We start from the raw sequence: 26,938 nt of genomic DNA, 5'->3' as shown, positions 1-26,938 counted from the left end.
TGATTTTCTACTTTTTCTGTGTAACTATCCGCAGAACTCCCGGATCCGTTCTGCCAGACTGGTATTCCGGTTGTGTTCATTGGTATTCCGGATCATCTCCTGGAAGGTCTGGTCATTTCCGACAATTGTCACACATTTTCTGGCTCTTGTGATTGCCGTGTAAAGAAGATTCCTGTGAAACAGCTGTCTCGGTCCGCTCAGAAGAGGGATGACAACCGCCGGATATTCGCTTCCCTGCGACTTGTGAATGGTGATCGCATAGGCAAGCTCCAGTTCTTCCAGCAATTCAAACGGATACTTTACTTTTCTCTTTTCATCGTATTCAACTTCCAGTGTTTCAGTATATGTATTGATCTCGGTGACAATTCCCATATCGCCATTAAAAATCCCCATTCCTTTATCCACCGTCAGTCCATACTTGGTTGTGATCTCCCATTCAAGCTGATAGTTATTCTTGATCTGCATCACCTTGTCGCCCACGCGGAATTTGTGATCGCCATATTCTTTTTCCGCTTTTCCCGGCTCCGGTGGATTCAAATACTCCTGCAAAATACTGTTCAGCCTTTCCACTCCCAGCAGTCCTTTCCGCATCGGTGTGAGTACCTGGATATCATATGGTTTTGCATTGACATATTTAGGAAGCTTCTTCTGGATCAGTGTCAGCAGAACACTGATGATCACATTCGGATCCTGTCTTTTCAAGAAGAAGAAATCCCGGCTCTTATTATCCAAAAGGACCGGTTCTCCCCGGTTGATCTTATGTGCATTTACCACAATATCACTCTCCTGTGCCTGTCGGAAAATCCGGGTCAGCATAACAACCGGAAAACATTCCGATGCGATAAGATCCTTCAAAATACTTCCCGGGCCTACTGATGGGAGCTGGTTACAGTCCCCTACCAGGATCAGCCTTGTCCCCGGTACAATTGCGGTAAGAAGTGCATTCATCAGAGGCAGGTCTACCATAGACATCTCATCGATGATGATCACGTCGGTTTCCAGTGGATTGTCTGCATTTCTTGCAAATCCGTTCCGGTTCGGGTTCTCATCCTCCTCCGGATTACCGTTCACCTCCAGAAGCCGGTGAATCGTCTGCGCTTCCCATCCGGTTGCCTCTGTCATTCTTTTTGCGGCACGCCCGGTTGGTGCTGCCAGCATAATTTCCATATTCTCACTGTGAAAATATTCGATCATGGCATTGATCGTCGTCGTTTTTCCGGTTCCAGGACCTCCTGTGAGAATCATAATTCCATTCCGTACAGCCGCCATGACCGCATTTTCCTGCTTCTCATCAAGCTGCATTTCGGCTTCTTTTTCAATCTGATGGATCTTTTTTTCGATCACTACATTGGCTTCTTCATATTCCAGATTCAGATCATGCAGCATTTTCGCGGTATTGAGTTCCAGATAATAGAAGTGGGACACGTATACCCGCAGACCTTCTTCAGATTCTTTGAGTACGATCTTCTTTTCCATCGACAGATCCATCAGGTATTTCTCAATATTCTTAATCTCCACTTCCAGAAGTGCAGATGCCCGACGAAGCAACACGTCCTTTGTCAGATAGACATGCCCTTCGGCAACACTCTGCTGTAAGGTATAAAAAATACCACTCCGGATACGGAAATCCGAGTCTGAATGAATGCCGATCTTCGTTGCGATTTCATCAGCGATCTTAAATCCGATCCCCTGAATCTGATCTGCAAGCTGGTATGGATTTCCTTCCAGTACCTGATAGGTCTTCGGACCGTAAAACTGATAAATCTTTGCTGCAAGTGTCGTCGAAATCCCAAATTTCTGAAGATAGATCATTGCATTCCGCATATCTTTTTTCTCTTCTACCTGTACAGCGATCTCTCTTGCCATACGTTCGCTGATCCCACGCACCTCCGCAAGTCTTTCTGGTTCTTCTTCGATGATTCGGAAGGTGTCTTCCCTGAATTTTTTCACAATCCTGCCGGCAAGAGATGCACCAACCCCTTTGATTGCCCCTGATCCCAGATAGCGTTCAATCGAAAGCAGATCTTCCGGTGCTTTGATCTCATAATTCAGCACTCGGAGCTGTGTTCCATATACACTGTGAACCACATATTCTCCGTTCACCTCAACCAGCTCTCCCTCTGATAAATAGTTAAAGTTTCCGACACAGGTCAGATCGCCATCATCATTATTCAAATTAAATACGGTATATCCATTGTCTTCATTGCGAAATACAATGTGTTCTACATAACCTTTTACTGTTTCCATACTTTTTTCCTTTTTAAAAAGGCTGTCTCTCTACAGAAACAGCCTTCTCATGTGCTTATCACTAGAAATCTTTTTTTCCGTTCATAAACTCCACATACTGACCGGTACCGATTGCAACAACCTTCATCGGGTCTTCCGCTGTCATCGTATTGATGCCTGTCCTTTCTTCGATCAGTTCTTCCAGCCCGCGAAGCAGCGCACCTCCACCTGTCAGTACAATTCCACGATCCAGAATATCCGCGGAAAGTTCCGGCGGTGTTCTCTCCAGAACCCCAATGACCGCTTCGACGATCTGACTTGTAGTCTCATGCAGGGCTTCTTCGGTCTCAGAAGCCGTTACCGTGACCGTCTTTGGCAATCCTGTTACCAGGTTTCGTCCCCTTACTTCCATTGATTCATCTTCTACAAGAGGATATGTCGTTCCGATCTTGATCTTGATATCTTCTGCTGTTCTGTCTCCGATCAGCAGATTGTGCTTTTTCCGGACATAACGGACGATTGCTTCATCAAAATCATCACCTGCAACTTTTAATGATGTATTCACAACAGTTCCTCCAAGGGAAATCACCGCAATGTCGGATGTACCACCACCGATATCCACGATCATGTTGCCACATGGTTTTGAAATATCTATTCCGGCTCCGATTGCCGCCGCAACCGGTTCTTCAATCAAATGTACTTCCCGCGCACCGGCTGCAAAAGCAGCCTCTTCTACCGCCTTTTTTTCAACCTCTGTAACACCGCTTGGCACACAGATACTGATATTCGGCTTCTTAAATGTACGCTTTCCCAGTGCTTTCTGAACAAAATATTTGATCATTTTTTCTGTGACAATGTAATCGGAAATAACGCCCTGTCTGAGAGGTCTTACCGCAACAATGTTCCCCGGTGTCCTTCCAAGCATCAGCCTTGCTTCTTCACCGATTGCTTTTATCATATTGGTATCTCTGTCAAAGGCAACGACTGAAGGTTCTTTCAGTACAACTCCCTTTCCTTTCACATAAACGAGGATACTTGCTGTTCCTAAATCAATTCCTAAATCTATTGACATCACGATTCCCCTTTCACATACTCACCTTATTATAATCAAATCTCTAGTAAATAGGAAGTCTTTTTTTCAAGTTCAGGATTTTTTAAGATTTCTGTATCATTTTCTGTCCAGCATCATTTTGATGTATTTTCCTGTATATGAATTCGGGTTTTCTGCCACTTCTTCTGGTGTACCGCACGCAACAACTGTTCCCCCCTTGTCACCGCCTTCCGGTCCGATATCGATAATATAATCTGCTGTCTTGATCACATCCAGGTTATGTTCGATCACGATAACCGTATTGCCATCTGCCGCGAGTCTGCGCAGGATTTCCGTCAACTTGTGCACATCTGCAAAATGAAGTCCGGTTGTCGGTTCGTCCAAAATGTACACTGTCTTCCCAGTGCTTCTCCGGCTCAGTTCAGTTGCAAGCTTGATCCGCTGTGCTTCACCGCCGGAAAGGGTTGTAGACGGCTGGCCAAGACGAATATAAGAAAGTCCTACATCGTAAAGTGTCTCCATTTTTCTACGGATACTCGGTACATTTTCAAAGAAATGAAGCGCCTCTTCTACCGTCATATTCAGAACATCATAAATGCTTTTTCCTTTATATTTTACCTCCAGCGTCTCACGGTTGTAGCGTTTTCCGCCGCATACCTCACACGGCACATATACATCCGGAAGGAAATGCATCTCGATCTTGATGATTCCATCTCCGCTACACGCTTCACAGCGTCCGCCCTTGACGTTAAAGCTGAATCTTCCTTTTTTATAGCCTTTCGCCTTCGCATCCGCGGTTGCCGCAAACAGATCCCGGATCAGGTCGAATACTCCGGTATATGTCGCCGGATTGGATCTTGGCGTCCTTCCGATTGGAGACTGGTCAATGTCGATCACTTTGTCCAGCATTTCCAGTCCTTCAATCCGCTTATACTTTCCAGGAATCACACGGGCACGGTTTAGCTTTTTCGCCATACTCTTGTAAAGGATTTCATTCACCAATGAACTCTTACCGGAACCTGATACGCCGGTTACACAGGTCATCACGCCAAGTGGGAACTTCACGTCAATATTTTTCAGGTTATTCTCTGCTGCACCTACAACTTTGATCCAGCCGGTCGGAACTGCGCGGGTTTCCGGAACCGGGATCTTGATCTTTCCGCTTAAATATGCACCTGTGATCGACCGTTCTACTTTCATGATCTCCTGTGCCGTTCCCTGGGCAACTAGTTCTCCACCGTGTTCTCCGGCTCCCGGTCCGATATCGATTACCTGGTCTGCCGCAAACATGGTATCTTCATCATGCTCAACCACGATCAGTGTATTTCCAAGATCACGGAGATGCTTGAGTGTTGCGAGAAGTTTGCCATTATCTCTCTGGTGCAGACCGATACTTGGCTCATCCAGAATATAAGCCACACCCACAAGACCGGAACCGATCTGCGTCGCAAGCCGGATTCTCTGTGCTTCTCCACCGGAAAGAGTTCCTGTTGCACGGGCAAGTGTCAGATATTCCAGACCCACATCCAGAAGGAACTGCAGGCGCGCTTTGATCTCTTTTAATATCTGTCCGCCGATCATCTGCTGCGTCTTTGACAGTTCCAGACTGCTGATAAACCGCTGAAGTCGTTCAATCGACATTGCTGTTACGTCTGAAATATTTTTATCTCCGACCGTTACCGCAAGTGCACCCTTTTTCAGTCGCTGTCCGCCACATTCTCGGCAAGGTGTGATCTGCATAAAACTCTCATATTCTGCTTTCATAGTCTCCGATCCCGTTTCACGGTATCTTCGCTCCACATTCCGGATCAGTCCATCAAATGCAACGTCATAGATCCCTTCCCCGCGTTGTCCTTTATAATAGACCTTGACTTCTTTTCCATTAGTCCCACGAAGTAAAACATCCTGGATTTCTTTCGGATACTGTTCAAACGGCGTATCCAGGTCAAAATGATATTCCTTGCAGAGTGCTTCCAGAATCGCATGAGTAAAACTGCTCTTATCGGTACAGGACTGCCATCCTGTCACCACGATTGCTCCTTCATTGATGCTGAGTGATTTGTCCGGAATCATCAGGTCTTCATCAAACTCCATTTTATATCCGAGTCCGAAACATACCGGGCAGGCACCAAATGGATTGTTAAATGAAAAGCTTCTCGGCTCGATCTCATCAATACTGATTCCGCAGTCCGGGCAGGCAAAATTCTGGCTGAAATTCAGCGGTTCCCCTCCGATCACATCCACAACCAGAAGCCCCTCCGCAAGACTTAATACACTTTCTATGGAATCTGCAAGTCTTTTTTCAATCCCCGGTCTGACAACCAGACGGTCTACAACAATCTCAATATTATGTTTGATATTCTTGTCCAATGAGATTTCTTCGGAAAGCTCATACATATTTCCGTCAATCCTTACACGGACATAACCGCTTTTCTTTGCTCTGTCCAGAAGCTTGACATGGGTTCCTTTTCTCCCCCGCACAACCGGTGCCATCAGCTGGATCTTTGTTCCTTCCGGAAGTGCCATGATCTGATCGGTCATCTCATCTGCCGTCTGCTTCTTGATCTCTCTTCCACACTTCGGACAATGCGGAATCCCGATTCTTGCATACAGCAGTCGAAAATAATCGTAAATCTCCGTCACGGTTCCGACTGTGGATCTCGGATTGCGGTTCGTAGACTTCTGATCGATGGAAATCGCCGGTGAAAGCCCTTCAATACTTTCTACATTCGGCTTCTCCATCTGCCCAAGGAACTGTCTTGCGTAAGAAGACAGAGATTCCATATATCGTCTTTGTCCCTCTGCATAAATTGTATCAAATGCAAGGGATGATTTGCCGGAACCACTGAGACCGGTCAGTACTACCAGTTTGTTCCTCGGAATATCTACATCAAGATTCTTCAGATTGTGCTCGTTCGCACCTCTGATCTTTATCAGTTCTTTCTTTTTTTCAGCCATCTGTTCTTCCTCTTCTATCTCTTCGCTTTACTCCATCTCATTCAAATGCTTTTTCAGCTCGATCAGCTTATCACGCAGCTCTGCTGCCGCCTCGAAATTCAGCTCTGCTGCCGCTTTCTTCATCTGCTTTTCCAGCTTCTTGATCAGCTTCTCCAGCTCTGCCACACTCATGGATTCCGGATCTTTTTCCAGCCTCATCTCTTCTGCTGCAACCTTCTTTGAAATACTGATCAGATCACGCACCGACTTCTTGATCGTCTGTGGCGTGATTCCATGTTCTTCATTGTATTTCATCTGAATCTCACGACGGCGCATCGTCTCATCAATCGCCATCCGCATCGAATCCGTCATGTTATCCGCATACATGATAACATGCCCCTCTGCATTTCTCGCCGCACGGCCAATGGTCTGGATCAGTGAAGTTTCCGAACGCAGAAAACCTTCTTTGTCCGCATCCAGAATCGCTACCAGTGTGATCTCCGGAATATCCAGACCTTCTCGAAGCAGGTTAATTCCAACCAGTACATCAAATACATCCAAACGTATATCCCGGATGATCTCTGTCCTTTCCAGAGTATCAATATCCGAATGTAAATATTTCACACGAATGCCAAGCTCCCGCATATAATCGGTCAGATCTTCCGCCATACGCTTTGTCAGCGTTGTGATCAGTACCTTATTCTTCTTCGCTGTTTCTTTATTTACCTCACTGATCAGATCATCAATCTGTCCTTCGATCGGACGCACTTCTACTTCCGGATCCAGAAGACCTGTCGGTCGGATTACCTGCTCTGCCCGCAGCAGTTCGTGAGACTCCTCGTACTCTCCAGGTGTCGCCGATACAAACAGTACCTGGTCAATCTTACTTTCAAATTCCCCAAAGCTGAGCGGTCTGTTATCCTTTGCCGACGGCAGACGGAATCCATAATCTACCAGTGTTGTCTTTCTCGACTGATCGCCGTGATACATGGCTCCAATCTGTGGAATCGTCTTATGCGACTCGTCGATCATGATCAGAAAATCATCCGGAAAATAGTCAATCAATGTACATGGCGGCTCCCCTGCTTTCTGCCCAGTCAGATGCCTCGAATAGTTTTCAATTCCGGAACAAAATCCTGTCTCTCGCATCATTTCTATATCAAAATTCGTTCTCTCAGAAATACGCTGTGCTTCCAGAAGCTTATCTTCCCCTTTAAAATAACGGATCTGCTGCTCCAGTTCTTCTTCAATCTCCCCGATGGCACGCTCCATATTCTCCTTGGACACTACATAATGAGATGCCGGGAAAATTGCCACATGCCCGATCACATTCAACACTTCACCGGTCAATGTATCAATCTCTGTTATTCTGTCTATCTCATCACCGAAAAATTCAACTCTGTATGCAATTTTTTCCGAATACGCCGGGAAAATCTCAACCACATCTCCTCGCACCCGGAAGGTTCCACGCTTGAAATCCATATCATTGCGGTCATACTGGATCTCAACCAACTTCTTCAGAACTTCATCCCTGTCTTTGATCATGCCCGGTCTAAGTGAAATCACCATCTCCTTGTAATCAATCGGCGAACCCAGTCCGTAAATGCAGGACACACTTGCCACAATGATAACATCATTCCGCTCAGAAAGCGCTGCTGTCGCAGAGTGGCGGAGCTTGTCGATCTCATCGTTGATGGCAGAGTCCTTGGCAATGTAAGTGTCGGATGACGGAACATAAGCTTCCGGCTGATAGTAGTCGTAGTAGGAGACAAAATATTCCACTGCGTTATTCGGAAAGAACTCTTTGAATTCCCCATACAGCTGCGCTGCCAGTGTTTTATTGTGTGCAATAATTAATGTCGGTTTGTTCATCTGTTGAATAACATTCGCCATGGTAAATGTCTTACCAGATCCAGTAACGCCAAGCAACGTCTGACACTGGTTTCCTTCTTTGAAACCTTCGACCAGCTCTTTAATTGCCTGCGGCTGGTCTCCGGTTGGTTTATATTCTGATACTAATTCAAAATGATCCATATGATTTCTCCTGATTGAATCTAATTTATTTTGGAATGTAGTAATATTATTTCTAGTATTGTTACTTGTCTAGTATATCATTCAATATAAAAAAAGTACAGAACAAAACCGAATGTTTGTTCTGTACTTTTTTATTTTCTAAATTCCATTATTCTTCCAAATTTCTTCAATAATCCAACCAATATTACATGTGATCTGCCTATGAATTTAATCCGTTTCTTATTTAATTAATTTAAAATTATAATCCGGAATCAATAATACACATGTACTCAACACCCATATAAATCCTTTTTCAAAATTTCTGCTGACTTCATTTTGTACATTCAGTATCTCAGATAAATCCATCTGTTCAAATTGCTTTCTAAGATCATTTTCATTTGCATCTTCCTTTTGAATTCTAGCTGCCTTGCGAATATTATGACATACGATCTCTTGTAAAACTTTTCTCATATGCTCCCAATATGTTCGATTCTCACATGTATATCCAATTTTTGTAATCCAATCTTTTAATTGATATTTTAATGTCTTTTCCTTCTTCTCATCTCCTACAATACACAATATTTCTTCCAATTTTTTCTCTAACTCATTCGTAGAAATTTTCAATATTGCATCACAACATCCATTTCTTTTTTCAACATCACTTACCCGATATCTATCTCCTGCAAGTAAATCATCAATTCTATGTGGCAACTCAACCGCCTTTTCAATAATACTTTCTGACTTTACCAACCCTTTATATTTATCTCCCGGCTGCAATGATACCGGAATTTTCCGATTTATATACTCTTCATCTGGTATAGATTTTAAATGCAAATATGATTCAATCATTGGATAATTCAGGTACAATTTCCCCATATCAGTCGAGTCCTCAAAGCAATGCTGCATTTCTAAAATCTTTTCTTCAGAAAATGCCGGATCATGCCGTTCATAATCAAATACAAGAATAATATTGGTAAAATCATTTCTATAATAGATTGTCTCCGGATGTTCCTTTTTACTGATTACAAACGGTAAATCAACATCCATTTCATCTTTTGCCCAATCATTTCCGTATGCTTTTACAATATCCTCATATAACTTATAAATGTTCGTACCGTAAATCCATACATCATCTATATCAATATTCATTTCTGGAAAACATTTGAAAATAAGCCAAAATAATTCATCCTTTTCATGTTTTCCTTCTACAACCAGTAAGCTCCGGCTACGCCACCTTGTCTCTACTGCGTAATTATTCATATTTTTCAAACTCCCCACTAATATACATCTTTTCAAGATTGTGACCTTCTCTCAGCTCCCGTTGAGTCGCATTACAAAGAGCTGTTAATGTTCCCTTTCTTGATAAAATAAACAGGCAATCCGGTCTCATAATTCTATTTGTCATCAAGTTCGTATTATGCGATGTCATAATCATTTGGCATTTTGGATACTTCTGTTTAAAGAAACGAATCACATTTTCTGCCATTTCATAATGGTAAAACGCATCAAATTCATCTAAATAGATCAAAGACGCATCCCATACTTTCGGAACCAGTCTCCGATATAACTCTGCTAATGCCAATGTACCACTTGATGCATTTTCATAAAATGGAACTAATTGTTCATGTGAAAAATACAGTTCTCTTTGTCCGTCTGGTAATTTTTTTAATACCAATTTACATTCTATACCCATTGCATTTAAAAAATCTTCAAAATTCTTCAGATGTTCCGGATTTTCCAGACTCTCATAAAAACTTTGATTCATTCTTCCAAAGCGATACTGCATCCCATTTCCTACTGTAATCATCATCATTCTTCTAACATAATTCGATAACCGGATAAGAGCTGAATCATTTTTCAAAGCCACATTACTGATCAGCCATCTCAAAAATGGAAGTTTGGGTTCGCTGATCTCATCATCTTCTCCAACTTCCAAAGATTGTAAATAACGATCTATATTGGCAGTTTCTGCATCAATATAATCTAAATTATCAAAATTGTATTCTCGCAAACCAAAATTACATTTAAAAATGCTTTTTCCATTTACAGATAATTCTTCTTCACGTAATTCCTGATTTGATAATCTCGAATATTTGTAACTTAATTCTGTATCTTCAAATCTGAATTCATATTGAAACATTGCTGCATCTTCTTTGGAATCTGCGTTGAGTAAAATTCCATTACTCGCATATCTTGTTCCGCCAAACATTGTTGAACCAATATCAAGAATTGCTCTTCCAAGGTTCGTCTTACCAGTCGCATTACGTCCATAAATCAACATTTTGCCGATGATACCATCTGAAAGACAATCTGTATTAAACTGATAACCTGCAATATTTTCAAAATCTATCGTAATTTCATCTTTAAAATTTTTGTAATTCTTTAACGTGAATTTTTTAAGCATATCTTATACCATCCTCTCAAAAAATTATTAATGTATAATTCTATGCTTACAGTATAACCAATTTTCACTCTGTTCGCAACAACATGCCGTAAAAAAATTACGGCATGTTGTGACATGGTTTCAATTTTTATTTCTCATTTTACTTCTGGTTCTTGTTTTTGTATGAATTCTTGCACACTTGTAAGCAATATCGGAATCAACACCACCATAATCATATGTGATATTATCATTTCTTGCACTGCCCAGTTTCTCGTAATAGATGAAATAGGATAAATATCTCCATATCCCGACGAAAAGAAAGACACAAAACTAAAATAAATATATTTTTCATTATTGGCACTACCCATATTATCTTCATTTAAAGCAATATTTAAATCTGGTTCTATAATGCCTATTTTTCCGTTTTTATTTTGTATCATAATGTCTAACGGACACAATTTTTCTTTATCTTGTTCATCATAATTCCCATTCACACTCCACGTTTTTCCATCAATTTTTTTCTCTATTTTCTTTCTATGTAAAGAGACATTTTCACCTTGCATTTCAAGTAAATTCATTTGAAACGCAAAATATACGTTATTATGATATGCCACATACAAATTAGCATATACACTAATTACAACCCCCACTATAATTACATATTCTAAACATACACATATTACAAATTTTTACAGTATATCATTCAGAGTAAAAAAAGTACAGAACAAGCGAATGTTCGTTCTGTACTTTATACGTTTTCTATATTATTTATTCAAAAAACTATTTCTGAATATTTTTCTTTTTTCCCTTTTCCAGCTCTGTATCTGGATCGAAGTCTTCTGATAGATATTTTGAATTTTCTTTAATTGATTTCACCAGTTCTCTGAATGCCGTTATCTTTTCATCCTCGTTCATTTCAGTATTCCTTTTGTTCTTCAAGCTGTTCCAGACAATATTTTTCTGCCAGAATTATAAATTCATCTACAACTGAAATCTGCCGTTCTGATTCTTCTTTACTTGCAATATAAAAATCATCATAATCGCTGGCATGGCGAATCTCTTCTGCCTGACCGATTTTCCTTCCCATTTCCCTTGGAAACACAGACGTCTTCACATAATCCTTATTGAAGTTTGCCACAGCATCTTTATGTCTTTTATATGCTTTACCGCTGACTGCATGTACTGCATTAATTGCATGAAAGATGGAATAGTACGCTCTGTTATTAGCTCCTTTATAATCTTCAATAAAAAATAATGCTCTTGCTGATTTCAGATCATTTCGGGCTGTTTCCCGACGATATAACACCAGATCCCGCCTAGTACCGATTCCTGATCATGCTGCTCCATACAAAACTACCCCTTCTTTATGAATATTGGAATAAAATAGATAGTTCACAATCCACTTGTTAAAATGTGCTTCACTTTTTGCAATAGGCTTTATGTCCGTGTCATGATCCATATTAAAGTCATAGGTCATGTACGAGAGCTGTTGTGCATATGCCTTTAATTTCAGATCTGATATATCCACCAGGATCATAATGTCTACATCAGAATCCGGGCGGAAGTCCCCCCTTGCATAAGAACCATAAAGGATTATCTGGCGTACATGGGAACCATAAATCTTCTTGACCGCTTCCACATACTGTTTAATTAAATCCTGCATAATCTTTGGCATACATCATCACCTCATTTTCTGCTGATAATACTATAAATTTCTTGATTTTATTATAACCAGTTTACCCTCGTTTCTCAATCAATATTTTCCATGTAACAATGTTACTGCTTTCTTCGACGAATTTTGTTCACCGTTATGGTATACATCTTGTTCTATATTTTTACTGAAATCAAAAAAAAGCAGAGCCTGCTCCACTCAGACTCTGCCTCTCACTTTTTTCTTTTTATACTGCCGCTATTCTTCTACTTCTCTCTCATAAACGATCTCACCGCCAAGAACTGTCATATCCACTTTCGTGGCCTTGATCTCATCCGGGTCGATCTCATAGATATTCTTCTCGAGAACTACGAAGTCCGCATTTTTTCCCACTTCGATGGTTCCGTTCTCGTCTTCTGTATAGGAAGCGTAAGCTGCGTTTTTTGTAAAAAGCTTCACCGCTTCGTCTACGGATATTTTTTCGGATGGGATCCAGCCTTCCTGTGGCTGACCGCTGATATTTTTGCGGGTAACTGCAAAATAAATATTCTCCATTGCATCAAAGCTTACCACAGGAGCATCCGAGCCGCCGGACGTATGGATTCCCATATCCAGCATACTCTTCCATGCATACACCTTATCCATACGTTGTGCGCCGATGGCAGGTTCCACTGTGTTCATATCCAGATCGATAAATACCGGCTGGATATATGCCAGCAGATCCTGGTCTTTCATCCCCTGCAAAATACGCGGATTGGTGATCTGGCAATGCACGATACCATGTCTGCCCTTTTTGTTATCCTTCCGGTAAGGAGATTTCGCAGCTGCCTCAATGACCATATCCATGGCACGATCGCCTATACAGTGTACCGCCGCCTGCATCTGATGCCGGTCAAAAAAAGCAAACAGATCGTCAAGCTCATCCTGACTGAATGTGATGATCCCGGTATTTTCCGGCGAATCCTCGTAAGGCTCATTCATGGCCGCTGTTCTTGCACCAAGGGAACCATCCTGGATCAGCTTCATCGGTCCAACAGTAAAGTGATCTCCCCTCTGCCCGGTACGATATCCTTCCTCGATAAAAGCCTTCGCATCCTCCGCCCGCTCAAAAAGGCACTGCTCATAATGGCGGATACTCAGCTCTCCTCTGGCATCCAGTGCCTTGTAGGAGGCCATGATCCGACGCCAGTTTTTTCCCGGAAGGGAGGCAAGATCATCGGACTGTACACCTGTAAATCCACATTCATTCAGCTTCTTCGCACTGTATCTGATGTAGCCTTCCACTTCTTCCTGGGATGGTGCTTCCAATACGGAAGAATAAAACTGTACTGCATTCTCCTTCAGAAGTCCGGTATCCAGATCAACCTCCTTCTCAATCTCCGGAAACTCCGGGATTTTTTTCAGAAGCTCCAGACCACAGCTGTTGCACACAGCCACATGCCCGCAGACACGCACCATAATGATGGGGATTTCCGTTGAGAGTGCATCCAGCTCATCCTTATGCGGATAGCGCGGCTTATCAAAATGCTCCTCATTCCAGCCTCTGCAGTAGAGCCAGGTCAGCTTCTGACCTTTACTCTCCTCCAGTCTTTTTTTTGCTGCAGCAAGCATTTCCTCAACACTTGTGCAGTCAAACAGTTTCACAGATCTTTCCACAAATGCATAATGCAACATATGCATATGTGTATCCACAAAACCGGGCAGCATCAGCCTTCCCTTAAGGTCAATCCGTTTTTTGCAGGAAAAAGCTTCCGCTTCTTTATCAGTTCCCACAAAAACGATCCGGCCATTTTCGATTCCCACAGCCTCTGCCACTTTTTCACTGTTATCCAGTGTTCTTATACATCCGTTAAAAAAAATCGTATCCACTGTTTATTTTTCCTCTTTTTCTTTTTTATCCTCGTAGAAAAGTGCCATATCCTTGTCTACTTTTCCGATTCCCATGTAACGCGCCTTATAATCCTTCAGCAGCTTAAAGAAGGTACCACTTAAGATAAATAATGTGGCAACATTTACAAATGTAGGGAATACGGTTGTAAAGTCTGCAATTACCCACAGCTGTGCCGGTGTTCCGTTTCCGTAAAGAGTAAGCACTGTGACCAGAAGACCCCATAATGGCGTTCCAAGGATAAAAACCTTCTCTGCGATCTTCAGAACCTTCTGATTGTTTTTCAGCCAGTGCTTCAGGATCACGCTGTAATAGGTGAACCATCCGGTTGATGTTGTCAGTCCGAAAAGGAAAATACTGATCGCGATCAGTGCTCTCGCAACAGAGCCCATTCCGGACTCAAATGCTGTCAGTGTCAGCTCTGATCCCTGAAGTCCTGAATTCCAGTAGCCTGTGGTGATAACAACAAGACCTGTCATGGAGCAGACTACGATGGTGTCTGCAAATACCTCAAATGCTCCCATCAGTCCCTGTTTTACAGGATGGTCTGTTTTTGCGGAAGCATGGATCATAGGTGAGGTTCCCCAGCCTGCCTCGTTGCTGTATACAGAACGGGCAAATCCAAGACGCATAGCTGTTGCAACACCGGCTCCCATAAATCCGCCGACTGCTGCCTGTGTTGTAAATGCACCCTTGAAGATCAGTCCAAAGGTTTCCGGCAGCTTGTCAAAATTCACTACCAGTATTGCAAGAGATCCTACAATGTAAAGCATGCACATGATCGGTGTCATATAGGAAGAGATCACACCGACTTTCTTTACACCGCCAATGATGATCAGGTAGATCGCTGCCACATACAGAAGTGACGGCACGATGTACGGCAGGTGGAAGGTACTTCCGACAGCCTCTGATACTGTATAATTCTGTAAGGTGATGAACCATGTCATAAAAATACAGCCGCCGAACAGTACTGCAAAAAGTTTCCAGAAGGGAAGCTTTTTCTCTCCGCCAAGACCCTTCTGCATGTAGTAGGTCGGGCCTCCCTGGTACTCACCGTTTGGCTGTTTTTCTCTGTAGTACACAGCAAGTGTTACCTCTGCCATCTTGATGACCATAGCAAGAAGCGCCGCGATCCAGAGCCAGAATAATGCACCAGGTCCTCCTGTTGCAATGGCTGTTGCAACACCGGACATGTTGGATACTCCAACAGTACCGCCGATCGCAATAGAAATAGCCTGGAACGGTGTCAGGCTCTTTCCGTCGTCTCCGCCTTCCTGACGGCGTTCTTTACTGAACATGTTTTTCACAATGTAACCAAAATGGCGGAACTGGAAGAAACCGGAACGTACTGTCAGATATACGCCTGTAGCGAGAATCGTGATCAGCAGCGGCAGTCCCCAGAGCCAATTGGTCAGATTTTCAAATAATTCAAACATCTTTTCCTCTCCTATCCTTTTTATTGTTTTTCTTTTGCATACATTCGGAAAATCCGCGTACAGAATATAAAAAATCCCCAGAACATGAAGTCAGATACGGATACCCGGTGTTCTCGACATACAGCTCTTCTGCCATATATCTGCGAGCCCCGTTTCTGCCCTCTTTATACTTCATGCTCTGGGGATCTTACATTTCAGTCCACTAATCTTCCAAACGATCACAGTATATCACAGTTCCGGAGGAATTGCTACTTTTTCCGTTTGAGTTTTTTAATGCTCAGTACCAGGTTATCTTTTCGATTCATGAAAATAACAGTCATCTTCACGTCCATATTCTTGTAAATACAATAGATTTGACTAATGGTATGCTCTATAACTGTGATATGCATAATTTCTATGCTATCAGAGACCATGTTAAATTTGTTCTACAATCATACCGTTGTGGTATGGGGATCATCCGGCATGTCCGCCCTGCGGGCTGCTTTTATGAGCAAGTAGCTGACTATTGTCAGCGGATTGCGAATGTCCTTTTTCTGCATTCATGGTAAATCCCTCCATTTGTGACTTTTACTATGATCATTATCAGCCAAAAATTCGTACTAAGATTCGTAACGAAATGTCTATTCTTCTGCTTTTCTCTTATCAATACTGCGTCATAAACCGCTATGGTATGGAATTTTTCAAATGCATCCAGATTAACGGTCGTACATTCCCACTCATTTTGTAACCCTTCACAAAGCCGACTCCACTTATCTACCTCATCCGCAACAATCAATACTTTTTTTGTATCCCTTTTCTTACGTTACTTCATTTTCAAAACAGAAAAGGCAGTGAAATTTCTCCACCGCCTTTCCTGTTTTTGATTTAATTCGTTAATTGCATTTGTTCATTCGATGCATTTTCCTTTTTTATCTTCTTCACCAGCTCCTGAATCTTCTGAAAAGATTCTTCACTGATTGTATGTTCCATCCGGCATGCATCGTGATTTGCAGTTTCCGGAGATACTCCTATCAGTTCTAAGAATTCTTCCAAAAGCAAATGCCTTGCATAAACCTTTTTAGCAATCTTTTTCCCTTCCGCCGTCAGTTCAACATAGCCATGTTCATCTTTTATTACATATCCTTCTGCCACCAATCCACATATTGCAACTGAAACACTTGCTTTGGAATAGTTCAGATAATTACAAAGCAGAAAATTACGGACATATCCTTTCTGACGTTTCAAGATATACATCGCTTCCAGATAATCTTCTCTGGATTCTCCAAGTTTCATCTACTACCTTCTCCCCTTTCGGAAAGTATTTCTTCTCCATTCCTGCTGTTAAGAAATTCTGCCGTTCTCCATTTCATATACCGCATCTGCCACGTTCATTGTGGATACTCTGTGGGATACCAGGACAACTGTTTTCTTCTTGACCGATTCTTTCAATGATTTTAAGATAATTCCCTCATTTAAAGAGTCGAGGTTCGATGTAGGCTCATCGAGTAGAATGAGGGGGCATTCATGGAGAAATACTCTTGCAATTCCGATTCTCTGTTTCTCACCGCCGGACAGCGTGTCACCCAGTTCTCCGACTTCTGTATCATATCCTTTCGGAAGTGTCATTATGAAATCGTGGATAGACGCTTTCTTTGCGGCTTCCATAATCTCTTCTCTGGATGCTCCCGGCTTTGCAATGGCAATGTTGTTTGCAATGGAATCATGGAACAGGTGCGTTTCCTGTGTGACATAACTTTCCATATCTCTTAAATGCTTGGTTGGAATCTTGCGGACATCTGTACCGTCTACCGATACGCTTCCGTTCTGCACATCCCAGAACCGCATCAGCAGTTTTAAGAGCGTAGATTTTCCGGAACCGCTCGCACCATGAATCCCTGTGATCTTACCAGGCTGTAATTTCAGTGAATAGTTATCTAAAATAACTTCATTATCATAACCCAGGCCGTCCTCTGCCCCAGGGCACCTTCCCGCCCTAGCGGGCTCCCCTTGTCTGTCTCCTTCGGAGCCATTCATCTTGTAAGCAAATGTTACGTTCTCTGCCTCTGCTCCTGTAAATTCATGTTCCATGCTCTCTGCACCGGAAGTTTCCACGTCACCCGGAATTTCTTCCACAAGCGGTGTCTCTTCCAGAAGAGAAAGAACACGCTCACCACTTGCCAGTGTCTGGTTCAGGTTGTTGGAAAGGCTTGATAATGCTACGACCGGTCCGAAAGAACCCATCATTGCAATGGTACAGGTTAAGATTCCCTCGAATCCCATCGCACCTTTGTCGTACAGCCAGATCGTCAGTGCAAGCATTCCAAAAGATGCAAGCAGGATAACCATGTTCGTAAAGGAACGCTGTGAGCCTTCCATTTTGCTTAATGACTCCTGCATTCCTGCAAGATTTTTGGAACGCTCAGACATCTGCTCTTTTCTCTTTTCACCCTGTCCGTACTGGATGGTCTCGTCCAATCCTCGTAAAGAGTCCAGAACAAAGCTGTTCAGTTCTCCGAAGTTTGTCCGAAATTCCATTCCCTTCTGACTGCCACGTTTTCCATTCCACATCGGGATGGCTACACCGACAATCAGATAAGCTGCCAGTGTAAGCACTCCTGCCATCCAGTGATATCTTCCAATAAAAATCACCATAATAATCGAGGTCAGTGTAGCAATCGCAATCGGAGAAATGGTATGTGCATAGAACACTTCCAGTAATTCAATATCAGTTGTAATAATCGAGATCAGATTTCCCTTATCTCGTCCTTCCAGTTTTGCAGGGCAGAGCTTTCTCAGTGCTGCAAACACTTTATGGCGGATGATTGCCAACAGCTTAAATGCGATAAAATGATTACAATACTGTTCCACATAATGCAGGATTCCACGAAGCACTGCAATTACGATCATGACTGTGATAATCGTTTTTACTGGAGTAAATACCAGCCACATATTGTCCACCGGAACAATCATTCCGGCTACTCCTGTCAGAAGACCATGCACGATGACCTGTCCTGTCAGTATCGTCAGGAAGATTGCACATAAATAACCCAATGTTCCAAGGATGATTGCTGCCAGCATGATATGGAGCAGGGGTTTTACCAGACCAATCAGACTTCCCATGATCTGGAGGGCACTTCTGCGTTTTGTTGTATTCGTATTTTCACTCATTATGCCACTCCTCCTTTTCCATAGTTTTCCAGTGCCATCTGGCTTTCATACAGATGTCTGTATGCACCATTCCGGCTCATCAGTTCGTCATGCTTTCCGCTTTCTTTGATTTCTCCGTCTTTTAAGAAATAAATCTTGTCAGACTTCACGACATTTGCCAGTCTGTGGGAAATCAGAAGCACCGTCTTTGTTTTTGCCAGTTCGTGAATCACATTCATGATCAGTTCTTCACTTTCCACATCGATATTGGATGCAGCTTCATCAAAAATATAAACTGCACTGTCTGTCCGAAGCAATGCTCTGGCAATCACCAGTCTCTGGCACTGACCGCCGGACAGGTTGCTTGCTTTTTCCAGCAACTGTGTCTGCAAGCCATCCTGTGTCTGTAAGAACCCTAAGAGATTCACTTTCTGAAGAACTGCTTCCATCTCTTCTTTCGTTGCGTCCGGTTTTGCCATCTTCAGATTTTCTTCTACTGTACCTTTGAACAGGTAGCTGTTATGGCGAACCAGAACAACCCTCTGCATCAGATTGGTTTCATTCACTTCATTAAGCGGTACGCCACCGATGGTGATTTCTCCGTTATATCCCCGGTTCTTTACTGCAAGGATTCCGGCAATCGTACTCTTACCACATCCGGATTCACCAACCAGTGATACAAAACTTCCTGCCGGAAGATTTAAGCCTATTCCTTTTAAAATCTCTCTGTCCTCTTCATAAGAAAAGTGCACATCTTTTAATGTAACATCTAACGCTCCATCCGGCAGTGTTTTTTCTCCGGCCTGTGGTTCCGGCAGATCTAAAATCTTGAAACTCTTATCACTCGCTGCCATACCATTCATTGCGATATGGAAGAATGAACCAAGCAGTCTGAGCGGCAGGAAAAACTCGCTGGCAAGCAGAACGATACATAACGTTCCTGCCACACTGATATTTCCTTTTAAGAATTCGGACACCGCGACTGCCATACCGATCGCAGCTCCACCATAGGCAACAATATCCATCACGCTTGTGGAATTGAGCTGCATGGTCAGCACCTTCATCGTAATCTTACGGAAATTCTGGGATTCCACATCCATCTCATCTGCTTTCTGCTGGTCTGCCTGATAAATCTTCAGTGTGGTAAGTCCCTGTAAATTTTCAAGGAACGAATCTCCCAGTCCAGTATAGATGCTCCAATACTTATTCAGTAATTTCTTTGCAATCTTCTGTACCACCACGATAGAAATCGGGATCAGCGGTACACAGATCAGCAGGATCACACTCGCTTTCAGGCTCACTCTGCAAAGAATGATAAATAAGGTCAGTGGTGCGATCAGGCTGTAAAATAATTGTGGAAGATATTTTCCAAAGTATGTTTCCAACTGCTCCACACCCTCTGCCACCACCTGTACGACCTCCGAAGAGGATACCTGCTCACTGTAGGAAGCTCCCAGCTTTAACATTTTCTCATAAATCTTTTCACGCAGAATCCGCTTTACATCCACACACGTCAGATAGGAAGACTTTGCTCCCATCCGTTCACAGATAAATCGGATCACCACAACCAGAACTAAAATCAATATTGTCCGCTCAATGATCGGTACGGTTACTGCCCGGTATACTACCCGTTCCAGTAAATCTGCGATAGAAAAGACTGCCAATACCTGCGACAGGAGGGCTGCCCACTGCCACAAAATCGTATACACGATATACTTTTTTGCGTGGGACAACAGCCCCACCAGTCTTGTTTTAATCATAAGTAACTCCTTACTTTTTCTTCTCTTTGTTGCTACACACCAGATGCCAGATAGCAAGCACCGGATGATACAACAGCATCCTTGGTCCTGAAAACCGCATAACCTGCCTGATCTGTTCTCTCATCTCCGGCTTATAACAATGTACCTTACAATTCGCACAAAACGTCTTTTCTTCCATAAATGGACACTTTTGACTTCTTTGTTTTGCATAATCCGAAAGTCTTTGACAGTCAGGACACATCTGCCCTTCCTGTCTTTTTTCTTTCGGATGTTTTTTTCGGCAATACAGCCGGATCATCTCTTCCACGACATACTGTTCTTTCTGCCGTTTCTTTTCTACTTTGTCCATCTTACTCTACGCTTTCTGCCATTTCAGCTTCAGGCTTTTCTGTCTTAACTCTTAAGAAGAAGTATAACAGGTGGCATACCCACACAACTGCGATACAGATTCTTCCGATTGGTACATTCTTCATGCAGATAAAGCCGATTGCCATGACTACCGTTACCATTCCGATAATCTTGCATTTTGTTCCCATTGTCATGGCTCTTTTCTGAACAAAACTGTCCAGATGTTTCTTATATAAATTTGTTCCTACGAACCAGTCGTGCAGCTTCTTAGAACTCTTTGCAAAGCAAAGCAGTGTTGCCATATAAAACGGAACGGTTGGCAGGATAGGAAGTACAATTCCTATCGTACCAAGTCCCAGGCAAAGAAATCCAAGCACGATCCATACTACTTTTAAAGGATTTTTCATCTTCTTACACCGCCAATACAAATTCTCTGCCATCAACCCTTGTCACGATATTCTGTCAGATTGGTTACTTCCAATGCCCACTGGATCATACGCTCATCTTCGGCACTGTCTCCCTGCATCATTTTCTTATGAGGGGTTCTCCCGAATGCCACCAGATTCTCAACAGTGATATCGTCTGATGCACTGTTATACTGCTGAACAATCGCAACCTTTCTGGCGAATTCTTTTAAGTTCAGGTTCTGGATGTTTTTACCCTTGAGGAAAATGTTTCCCTTTCTCAGATAGAGGTTCTTTGTCATCAGAGAAAACAATGTGGACTTACCTCATCCGTTTGCTCCCATAATCGTTGTTATTTTACCTTCTTCAATCTTCAGGGATACGCCCTTTAAGACTTTATTTTTTCCATAGGAAAAATGCAGGTCTCTGACTTCCATCGCAGGCTTGTCTGCCCACTTATCTTTTTTTGAAACAGTCTTCGCTGAACTCTTTTTCTCCAAATGATTTTTTTCAGAAACTTTATCTGTCGAGTTGTCCTGAAGCACATCGTTCAGAACCGCTTCACCCTGTATAGAAGTCAAATCCATATTCTTTTCTTTACTTCCCATACTTCTTAGACCTCCTTAACAGAATGATGAAGAATGGGCCTCCGACCACACTCATAATGATGAATGCAGATACCTCATACGGAGCGGCTATCGTTCTTCCGATGGTATCTGCCAACAGGAATGTAACTGTAACATCAGCAAGTGTTCCATGCGGATTTCCATACTTATCAAGTGTATAACTTGTTGTGAAATATTTCAGCTGACTTAAATATCCAAGTTTCTGTCCCACCGTCAAACCATTGAAGTTCAAAGTAATATAATATTTACCATTCTTTACAGTCAATTTAATAGTATGATCAATCGCTGCATCCGACATAGAAGCTGTTGTTTTATCAACTTTCACCATATTTCCGGTAATAGAATATACACCATCTGCAAGATTGCTGATATTCAATCCACTATTATTTCCATTAGCTTTTTGCTAATAAATCTTTAGTTATGATGTTTAGAGTTCTATGAGAATATTTCCGGTTACTCGTTCCTAACTCCATGTCTGAAAGATACCATAATTTGCCATCTGATGTCAACACCATTTTCGCACAAGTTTGTTGCCTGAATTGCAACAAATGAGCCGTTATTTCCTTTGATTTTGTTGCTATTCAGACAACAACAGACGCAAAAGTGCTGTTATTGATAGCATTTTATCAACAACAGCACCTTATTGAAATTTTTTCTTATTTTGTTACATGGTATGCGCAAATGATAATTTTTCTCATTTTTCATTTATACCCAAAAATATAATAGTGCAGTGCTTTCCGGCATGTGAACCGGTCCTACGCTACAGGTAACGGTGACTGGTACAATTCCCATTGTGCCGATTCCCGTCCATCGGTGGATTCTACACGCTTCCATCGGGATTTTCACAATATTATTCTCTATTCTTGCTTCTTCCAAAACTTCATTATGCTCATACTTTAATGTTTTCAGTTTTCCAGCCATCATTTCACCGTTCACTCTGGAGTGTGCAGCCATCTCTTTCAGCTTTAATTCCAGATAGCTTTCTCCATTCTCCTGAACGATTTCGGCTATATCTTCAAATCCTCTCATCGCCATAGAGTCTCTTCCCTGCCCCTGCTTTTTATTCATCCGGTAAAGCCGGAACACTACCGGATGCCTTTCACATTTCTGCAAATTGTGCTGTATCTCCTGATCCAGTTCATTCTCTTTTTTCTTGTATACTGATTTTTTCTCTGCATAGGCGTTAATCATCAGTTCCAGCATGTGGATGTCGATATTCTCCACCATAACATCCAGTGATTCCTCGATTTCTTCCGGTTTTGCACCGATTTCTTCCAGATATTTTTCAAGATTCTCATACAGGTTGGAATATCGTTCCAGCCATTCTTCTCCTGCAGGAGTAAATTCCAGTGATTCTGTCAGAATTCCTCTTTCTATGCAGTTCTTAAAATAGCGGTTCACCGTTGAACGGTTCACGCCATAATATTCTGCGATACTTCCCTGAGCTCCACGTTTCTTTTCTACTTTTGACAGACCTTGTAAATATTGCAGTTGCAGCATTGTAGGTCTGTTCTGTCTCTTTAGATGTTCACCTTTTTCCATTTTCTTTGTCCTCTCTTCGTCACCATACATGAATATTCAATTCCCGATAATCGATTGGCAATGGCTTCTGTTCAAAACGGGTAATCGCAATAATTGCCACTGCTTCTGTGACCGGAATTCCTGTATTCGCAGTATAGGTAAAGATGTCTGTCGGCAACTGATAAACACCTTTTTCTTCTTTCGCCTGTATCCATTCTTCGTCTCTTCTGTACCATACACATCCGATAGATTCATCTTTTTTTGTCTTGAGCCGGAAGCAGTTCTGGGACTTTTTCACTCTCAATATGACGGAGTGTTCCAGTTTCTCATACTCTGTTGCAAGGAATCTCGGATTGCGTCGCTCCGGTTCATACAGTCCGAATGCCATCGGGAAATCGCCATCCTCATAAAAGGTATACAAGTCCATATCGTCATAAATTCGATCGTATACGTCACCGTACTGCAGAAAGTTTTCAATTCCTTTTAATCCTTCCGGACTGATATAATGTTCCACTCTACAGGCATCTTCCTGCGCCCTCTGCTGATCCATTCCGCTTACCATCTGGAAGAACTGTGTCAGTTTCTCATGGCGTGCAAGGCACTCCATACCTTCCAGTTTTCCCTTATCGCTCAGTTCCAGATGTCCGTTTTCCGGCTCACACAAAAATCCTTTTTTCACCAGACTCCGCACCAGGCCTGCCGCTTCATATCCGGTTATGTTCACTTCTCTGGCATACTCTTTCGATGTGATCTGTCTGCCCTGCCTCCATGTCCGGTAGACATATTCCAGAAGATTTTCTTCTAATTCGCCTCTGGCTTTTGTCACATCAATATTTCTGTTTTCAATCTTCTTTACCATTTTACCTTTCCCACCTGTCTTTTTTATATATTCATCCGCTACACGATATCCGGTATTTTCTGCAAAAGCCTTCCATCCAGTAAGCATATCGTTTTTTCTTGGAGCCTTTCTTTTTCTCTGCGACAAATCCCAGATTACAGGTAAAGTGTGTTTCACTCAACCACTGCTGTTCGTACTCTATGTGAAATGCTGTGGCAGGAATTTTGATACTGTGATCATTTACTTCTGCCTTCTTCCAGATTCCATGCATGTTCTGATACCAGATTATTCTGTCATCCTCATTTTCCGGATGCTCCGTTAGTTCCAACCAAATCTCCCAAGGCTCTATGTACAGCCAGCCCGTTCAAACCGCATATCTTCGATAGCTGCTTTTCTCTCTTTTCCAATCTCTGTGGTGTAAAAGGAATACCACATCTGAAAAATCGTCCGCAGAATATCTTTTTGCAGGTATTCTTTTGCCACTTTCTTTGTTTCCATTACTTTTTTCCTCTGTTTTGTTTACCGATTACGCTTTGGTTAGTTTGCTCAAACTATGTAATTTTAATTATATTGTCCTTTTTTCAGGTTTGTCAATGCATTTTCCACTACAACATTATAATTCCATATAAAAATATCCAAAAATATGTTTTTATTTCTTTTTTCACATACTTTTGGATATTTTCACTCTTAATTTCCTGTTTCCTTTAATTTTGACTCATCCGTAGTCTGTGCGTCAACACAGACTGCATGGATGGCAAGCCGCTTGCTGTATCCGTTCCCTGTACAGGTAGAAAGTGTCAGTATCTTATTACTGGTCTGCGGCTTTACTCCTGTATCAACATCGGAATCTTTTATCATCTGGTCGATAAATTTCTGATACTCTTCACCCGGCTGGTATCCTACTTTGTACACATCACCGCCATTGACTGCATCTTCATAAGAGAAGATTCGATAACGGTAGGCAGTTGTCTCGGAATATACAGTGAAGTATTGATTCTCTTTCCAGAATCCGTCATCCTTATATTTTTTCAGGCTCCCGAACATGCTTCCGTCATTCATATTGTGACCGCAGATAATGTTGTAATAATCCGAAAAATCAGATTTGTTAAGGTCTTCCAAAAAGATACACCCTGCGATGTGGCTGTTGCCATGCAAGTCGGTTCTCAGATATTTCTGATTGTCACCTGAATACAGAATTGGATAATTGATGCCAAGTTCGTCCTGATTATCAAATCTTATCCATCCGATGACATCTGGATTCTCGGCTTTCAGCTTGTCAAATTCTACTTTTACATCTGTAGCCCACCAGTCTTTTTTCTTCTGTTTTCCATCATCTGGTTCGGACTCATCATTTACATACTCTTCGGCAAGTTTGTCATAATCTCTGGCAGATTTCCATCGGTCGATGTATGGGGGCAGGATATTCCAAAGCGCTACCCCGATTAAAACCACTGCCAAAATGATCCATATCAGCCATCGGTATGAGCTTTTTTTCTTCATGTTGTCTCTCCCATTTTTCCTGTTAGTTCTCTCGAACCACTATCGTCATTATGGAATGTGTGCTTGGAATTGTCAATCTTTTTCTTCTGTTGTACTGTCTGTTGCCTATCTGCTTCTGTCTGGCTATCTGCTTCTGCCTGTTCGTCTACGAGGTCGTAACTCATATCGAGCAGATCCAGGACTTTTGAATCACTGACAGAACCGTCCAGCGGAACTGCCAACCAGTGCTTCTGATCCATGTGCTTTGCCGGAGCAAGGTGGTACATTTCGATGTAGTTGCCTATCATGTCCGGCTCTGCCTGAACTTCCATGAAAGTTGTTTTTTCGGCTGGTTGGTAAAAGATGGCATAAGGTGCGGCGGTTCTTGGGTTCTTGAAGATGGTGACGGGGTATCTGGATTTGGTGATGATGTCTTTTTTAGTATAAAAAATTACTACTTTTTGCAATATTCATAAATATTAAATGGTTCTTCTCTTTTTTCAAATAAGATATCAGCTTCTTTCCTTTGATGAAAATCTGATTTCTGACACTCTTGGTCTCCTTTTTCCTGCACTAAAAAAACGCCACAAATTGTGACGTTTTTTAGTACCCTTTATATTTCAGTGAGATTTCTTGATTCCAAAACTCACTTTTTCCATATTTTACAGTTACCACTGCAACAACTTTTTCATTTTCGAACACTTCATAAATGATAATATAATTTTCTACAATCAACTGCCTATATCCTTTAAAAGCATAAAATCCATATTTTCTTTCTGCCCTTCGATATGGCTGTTCTTCCAAACTTAAAATTGCTTTTTCAAGTTTTTCTGCCAGTGCAATTGCATTATCATCATAATTACTAACAAGAAGTGCCTGCCCGTATATCTTATCAATATCTCTATATGCCTGTGGAAACATTTTTACGGTATATTTATCCAAAATGTTTCCTCCTGAGTTCTCCCAATGCCTCACGTGCATCTAATAATTCTGCACCTTCTGCGACTTCCCGTTCTGCTTCAAAAATTGCCTTATCAATCTGATCTGTGCTGAGTAATTCTTCATAAGTTTCCATACTCATAACTACTAAATCTCCATAACCATTTTTTGTAATAAATACTGGTTGCTGTTGTTTGTGACATATTTCAGATATTTCATTTGTATTTCTTAAATCTGTAATTGGTTTTATTATTGGCATTGTAACTCCGTTACTGAAAACTTATAAAAAGTTACAAACTTCTATGTTTCATT

26 protein-coding genes and 3 pseudogenes are annotated in these 26,938 nt (G+C 42.0%); 1 reads left to right on the top strand and 28 read right to left on the bottom strand.

Features of this window, described 5'->3' with window-relative positions; translation table 11 throughout:
• Nucleotides 1-24: 24 nt before the first annotated feature.
• The 12 genes from recD2 to PG418_RS16890 form a co-directional block, all read right to left on the bottom strand.
• Nucleotides 25-2,247, bottom strand: a complete 2,223-nt coding sequence (gene recD2, locus PG418_RS16945) for an SF1B family DNA helicase RecD2 (protein WP_498837759.1) — start codon at nt 2,245-2,247, stop codon at nt 25-27.
• 61 nt (nt 2,248-2,308) lie between these two features.
• The gene (locus PG418_RS16940; RefSeq protein WP_055157310.1) at nt 2,309-3,298 is read right to left on the bottom strand and encodes a rod shape-determining protein; all 990 of its coding nucleotides are present in this window, start codon (nt 3,296-3,298) and stop codon (nt 2,309-2,311) included.
• A gap of 96 nt (nt 3,299-3,394) precedes the next feature.
• Complete coding sequence (gene uvrA, locus PG418_RS16935) at nt 3,395-6,235, bottom strand: excinuclease ABC subunit UvrA (protein WP_498837758.1); 2,841 nt, start codon at nt 6,233-6,235, stop codon at nt 3,395-3,397.
• Between the two features lie 27 nt (nt 6,236-6,262).
• Nucleotides 6,263-8,248: an excinuclease ABC subunit UvrB gene (gene uvrB / locus PG418_RS16930; RefSeq protein WP_498837757.1), complete on the bottom strand. Its 1,986-nt coding sequence runs from the start codon at nt 8,246-8,248 to the stop codon at nt 6,263-6,265.
• A 219-nt stretch (nt 8,249-8,467) separates the two neighbouring features.
• Nucleotides 8,468-9,487: a DUF8225 domain-containing protein gene (locus tag PG418_RS16925; RefSeq protein ID WP_498837756.1), complete on the bottom strand. Its 1,020-nt coding sequence runs from the start codon at nt 9,485-9,487 to the stop codon at nt 8,468-8,470.
• The gene (locus PG418_RS16920) at nt 9,480-10,631 is read right to left on the bottom strand and encodes an AAA family ATPase (protein WP_006426183.1); all 1,152 of its coding nucleotides are present in this window, start codon (nt 10,629-10,631) and stop codon (nt 9,480-9,482) included. The genes PG418_RS16925 and PG418_RS16920 overlap by 8 nt, the downstream gene beginning before the upstream one ends.
• 134 nt (nt 10,632-10,765) lie before the next feature.
• On the bottom strand, nt 10,766-11,188 hold the full coding sequence (locus PG418_RS16915) for an ion channel (protein WP_498837755.1): 423 nt from the start codon (nt 11,186-11,188) through the stop codon (nt 10,766-10,768).
• A 202-nt stretch (nt 11,189-11,390) separates the two neighbouring features.
• Nucleotides 11,391-11,525 carry a hypothetical protein gene (locus tag PG418_RS16910; RefSeq protein ID WP_276571508.1) on the bottom strand — a complete coding sequence of 45 codons (135 nt, stop codon included), beginning with the start codon at nt 11,523-11,525 and terminating at the stop codon, nt 11,391-11,393.
• A gap of 1 nt (nt 11,526) precedes the next feature.
• Nucleotides 11,527-11,916, bottom strand: a complete 390-nt coding sequence (locus PG418_RS16905) for a HEPN domain-containing protein (RefSeq protein WP_498837754.1) — start codon at nt 11,914-11,916, stop codon at nt 11,527-11,529.
• 27 nt (nt 11,917-11,943) lie between these two features.
• Nucleotides 11,944-12,285 carry a nucleotidyltransferase domain-containing protein gene (locus tag PG418_RS16900; RefSeq protein WP_215686146.1) on the bottom strand — a complete coding sequence of 114 codons (342 nt, stop codon included), beginning with the start codon at nt 12,283-12,285 and terminating at the stop codon, nt 11,944-11,946.
• 234 nt (nt 12,286-12,519) lie between these two features.
• Nucleotides 12,520-14,130: an amidohydrolase gene (locus PG418_RS16895; RefSeq protein ID WP_066559186.1), complete on the bottom strand. Its 1,611-nt coding sequence runs from the start codon at nt 14,128-14,130 to the stop codon at nt 12,520-12,522.
• Nucleotides 14,131-14,133: 3 nt separating this feature from the next.
• On the bottom strand, nt 14,134-15,585 hold the full coding sequence (locus tag PG418_RS16890) for an alanine/glycine:cation symporter family protein (protein ID WP_055157245.1): 1,452 nt from the start codon (nt 15,583-15,585) through the stop codon (nt 14,134-14,136).
• 245 nt (nt 15,586-15,830) lie between these two features.
• On the opposite strand from PG418_RS16890, the gene PG418_RS16885 reads away from it, so the two are divergent.
• Nucleotides 15,831-16,133 (top strand): relaxase/mobilization nuclease domain-containing protein, encoded by a 303-nt coding sequence (locus PG418_RS16885; RefSeq protein WP_498837753.1) that lies wholly within the window; start codon nt 15,831-15,833, stop codon nt 16,131-16,133.
• Nucleotides 16,134-16,449: 316 nt separating this feature from the next.
• Here PG418_RS16885 and PG418_RS16880 read toward each other — a convergent pair whose 3' ends face one another.
• From PG418_RS16880 to PG418_RS16805, 16 genes and pseudogenes are all read right to left on the bottom strand, one after another.
• Nucleotides 16,450-16,857: a metal-dependent transcriptional regulator gene (locus tag PG418_RS16880; RefSeq protein WP_498837752.1), complete on the bottom strand. Its 408-nt coding sequence runs from the start codon at nt 16,855-16,857 to the stop codon at nt 16,450-16,452.
• Nucleotides 16,858-16,905: 48 nt separating this feature from the next.
• A complete protein-coding gene (locus PG418_RS16875) occupies nt 16,906-18,732 on the bottom strand; it encodes an amino acid ABC transporter ATP-binding/permease protein (RefSeq protein ID WP_498837751.1) in 1,827 nt (608 codons plus the stop codon).
• A complete protein-coding gene (locus PG418_RS16870) occupies nt 18,732-20,471 on the bottom strand; it encodes an ABC transporter ATP-binding protein/permease (RefSeq protein WP_498837750.1) in 1,740 nt (579 codons plus the stop codon). Before PG418_RS16870 ends, PG418_RS16875 begins: the two co-directional genes overlap by 1 nt.
• Before the next feature lie 10 nt (nt 20,472-20,481).
• Nucleotides 20,482-20,820, bottom strand: coding sequence for a nitrous oxide-stimulated promoter family protein (locus tag PG418_RS16865; protein ID WP_175306165.1), 339 nt, complete (start codon nt 20,818-20,820; stop codon nt 20,482-20,484).
• Between the two features lies 1 nt (nt 20,821).
• Nucleotides 20,822-21,226 (bottom strand): YbaN family protein, encoded by a 405-nt coding sequence (locus PG418_RS16860; protein WP_498837749.1) that lies wholly within the window; start codon nt 21,224-21,226, stop codon nt 20,822-20,824.
• A gap of 38 nt (nt 21,227-21,264) precedes the next feature.
• Nucleotides 21,265-21,831: pseudogene (locus PG418_RS16855) on the bottom strand (ATP-binding cassette domain-containing protein); the annotation flags it as partial.
• A pseudogene (locus PG418_RS16850) lies at nt 21,821-21,955 on the bottom strand (iron chelate uptake ABC transporter family permease subunit); the annotation flags it as partial. The pseudogenes PG418_RS16855 and PG418_RS16850, both read right to left, overlap by 11 nt.
• Nucleotides 21,956-22,069: 114 nt before the next feature.
• Nucleotides 22,070-22,225 (bottom strand): annotated as a pseudogene (locus PG418_RS16845) (NEAT domain-containing protein); the annotation flags it as partial.
• 329 nt (nt 22,226-22,554) lie between these two features.
• Nucleotides 22,555-23,391 carry a hypothetical protein gene (locus PG418_RS16840; protein ID WP_498837748.1) on the bottom strand — a complete coding sequence of 279 codons (837 nt, stop codon included), beginning with the start codon at nt 23,389-23,391 and terminating at the stop codon, nt 22,555-22,557.
• 19 nt (nt 23,392-23,410) lie between these two features.
• Nucleotides 23,411-24,229, bottom strand: coding sequence for a metal-dependent transcriptional regulator (locus PG418_RS16835; RefSeq protein WP_498837747.1), 819 nt, complete (start codon nt 24,227-24,229; stop codon nt 23,411-23,413).
• Between the two features lie 31 nt (nt 24,230-24,260).
• Nucleotides 24,261-24,536, bottom strand: a complete 276-nt coding sequence (locus tag PG418_RS16830) for a hypothetical protein (RefSeq protein ID WP_347007229.1) — start codon at nt 24,534-24,536, stop codon at nt 24,261-24,263.
• A gap of 17 nt (nt 24,537-24,553) precedes the next feature.
• Nucleotides 24,554-24,706 (bottom strand): hypothetical protein, encoded by a 153-nt coding sequence (locus PG418_RS16825; protein WP_195413208.1) that lies wholly within the window; start codon nt 24,704-24,706, stop codon nt 24,554-24,556.
• 189 nt (nt 24,707-24,895) lie between these two features.
• The gene (gene srtB / locus PG418_RS16820) at nt 24,896-25,708 is read right to left on the bottom strand and encodes a class B sortase (RefSeq protein WP_498837746.1); all 813 of its coding nucleotides are present in this window, start codon (nt 25,706-25,708) and stop codon (nt 24,896-24,898) included.
• The gene (locus tag PG418_RS16815) at nt 25,705-25,995 is read right to left on the bottom strand and encodes a hypothetical protein (protein WP_498837745.1); all 291 of its coding nucleotides are present in this window, start codon (nt 25,993-25,995) and stop codon (nt 25,705-25,707) included. Before PG418_RS16815 ends, srtB begins: the two co-directional genes overlap by 4 nt.
• 295 nt (nt 25,996-26,290) lie before the next feature.
• On the bottom strand, nt 26,291-26,629 hold the full coding sequence (locus PG418_RS16810) for a type II toxin-antitoxin system RelE/ParE family toxin (RefSeq protein ID WP_227119828.1): 339 nt from the start codon (nt 26,627-26,629) through the stop codon (nt 26,291-26,293).
• Nucleotides 26,622-26,885: a type II toxin-antitoxin system prevent-host-death family antitoxin gene (locus PG418_RS16805; RefSeq protein ID WP_347007232.1), complete on the bottom strand. Its 264-nt coding sequence runs from the start codon at nt 26,883-26,885 to the stop codon at nt 26,622-26,624. Before PG418_RS16805 ends, PG418_RS16810 begins: the two co-directional genes overlap by 8 nt.
• Nucleotides 26,886-26,938 lie beyond the last annotated feature (53 nt).

It is taken from the genome of Bariatricus sp. TF06-38A (assembly GCF_027690675.1).
Lineage (GTDB): Bacteria > Bacillota > Clostridia > Lachnospirales > Lachnospiraceae > Allocoprococcus > Allocoprococcus comes.
Note: the sequence above shows the minus strand (reverse complement) of the source record. Positions and strands in the feature narration are given on the sequence as shown.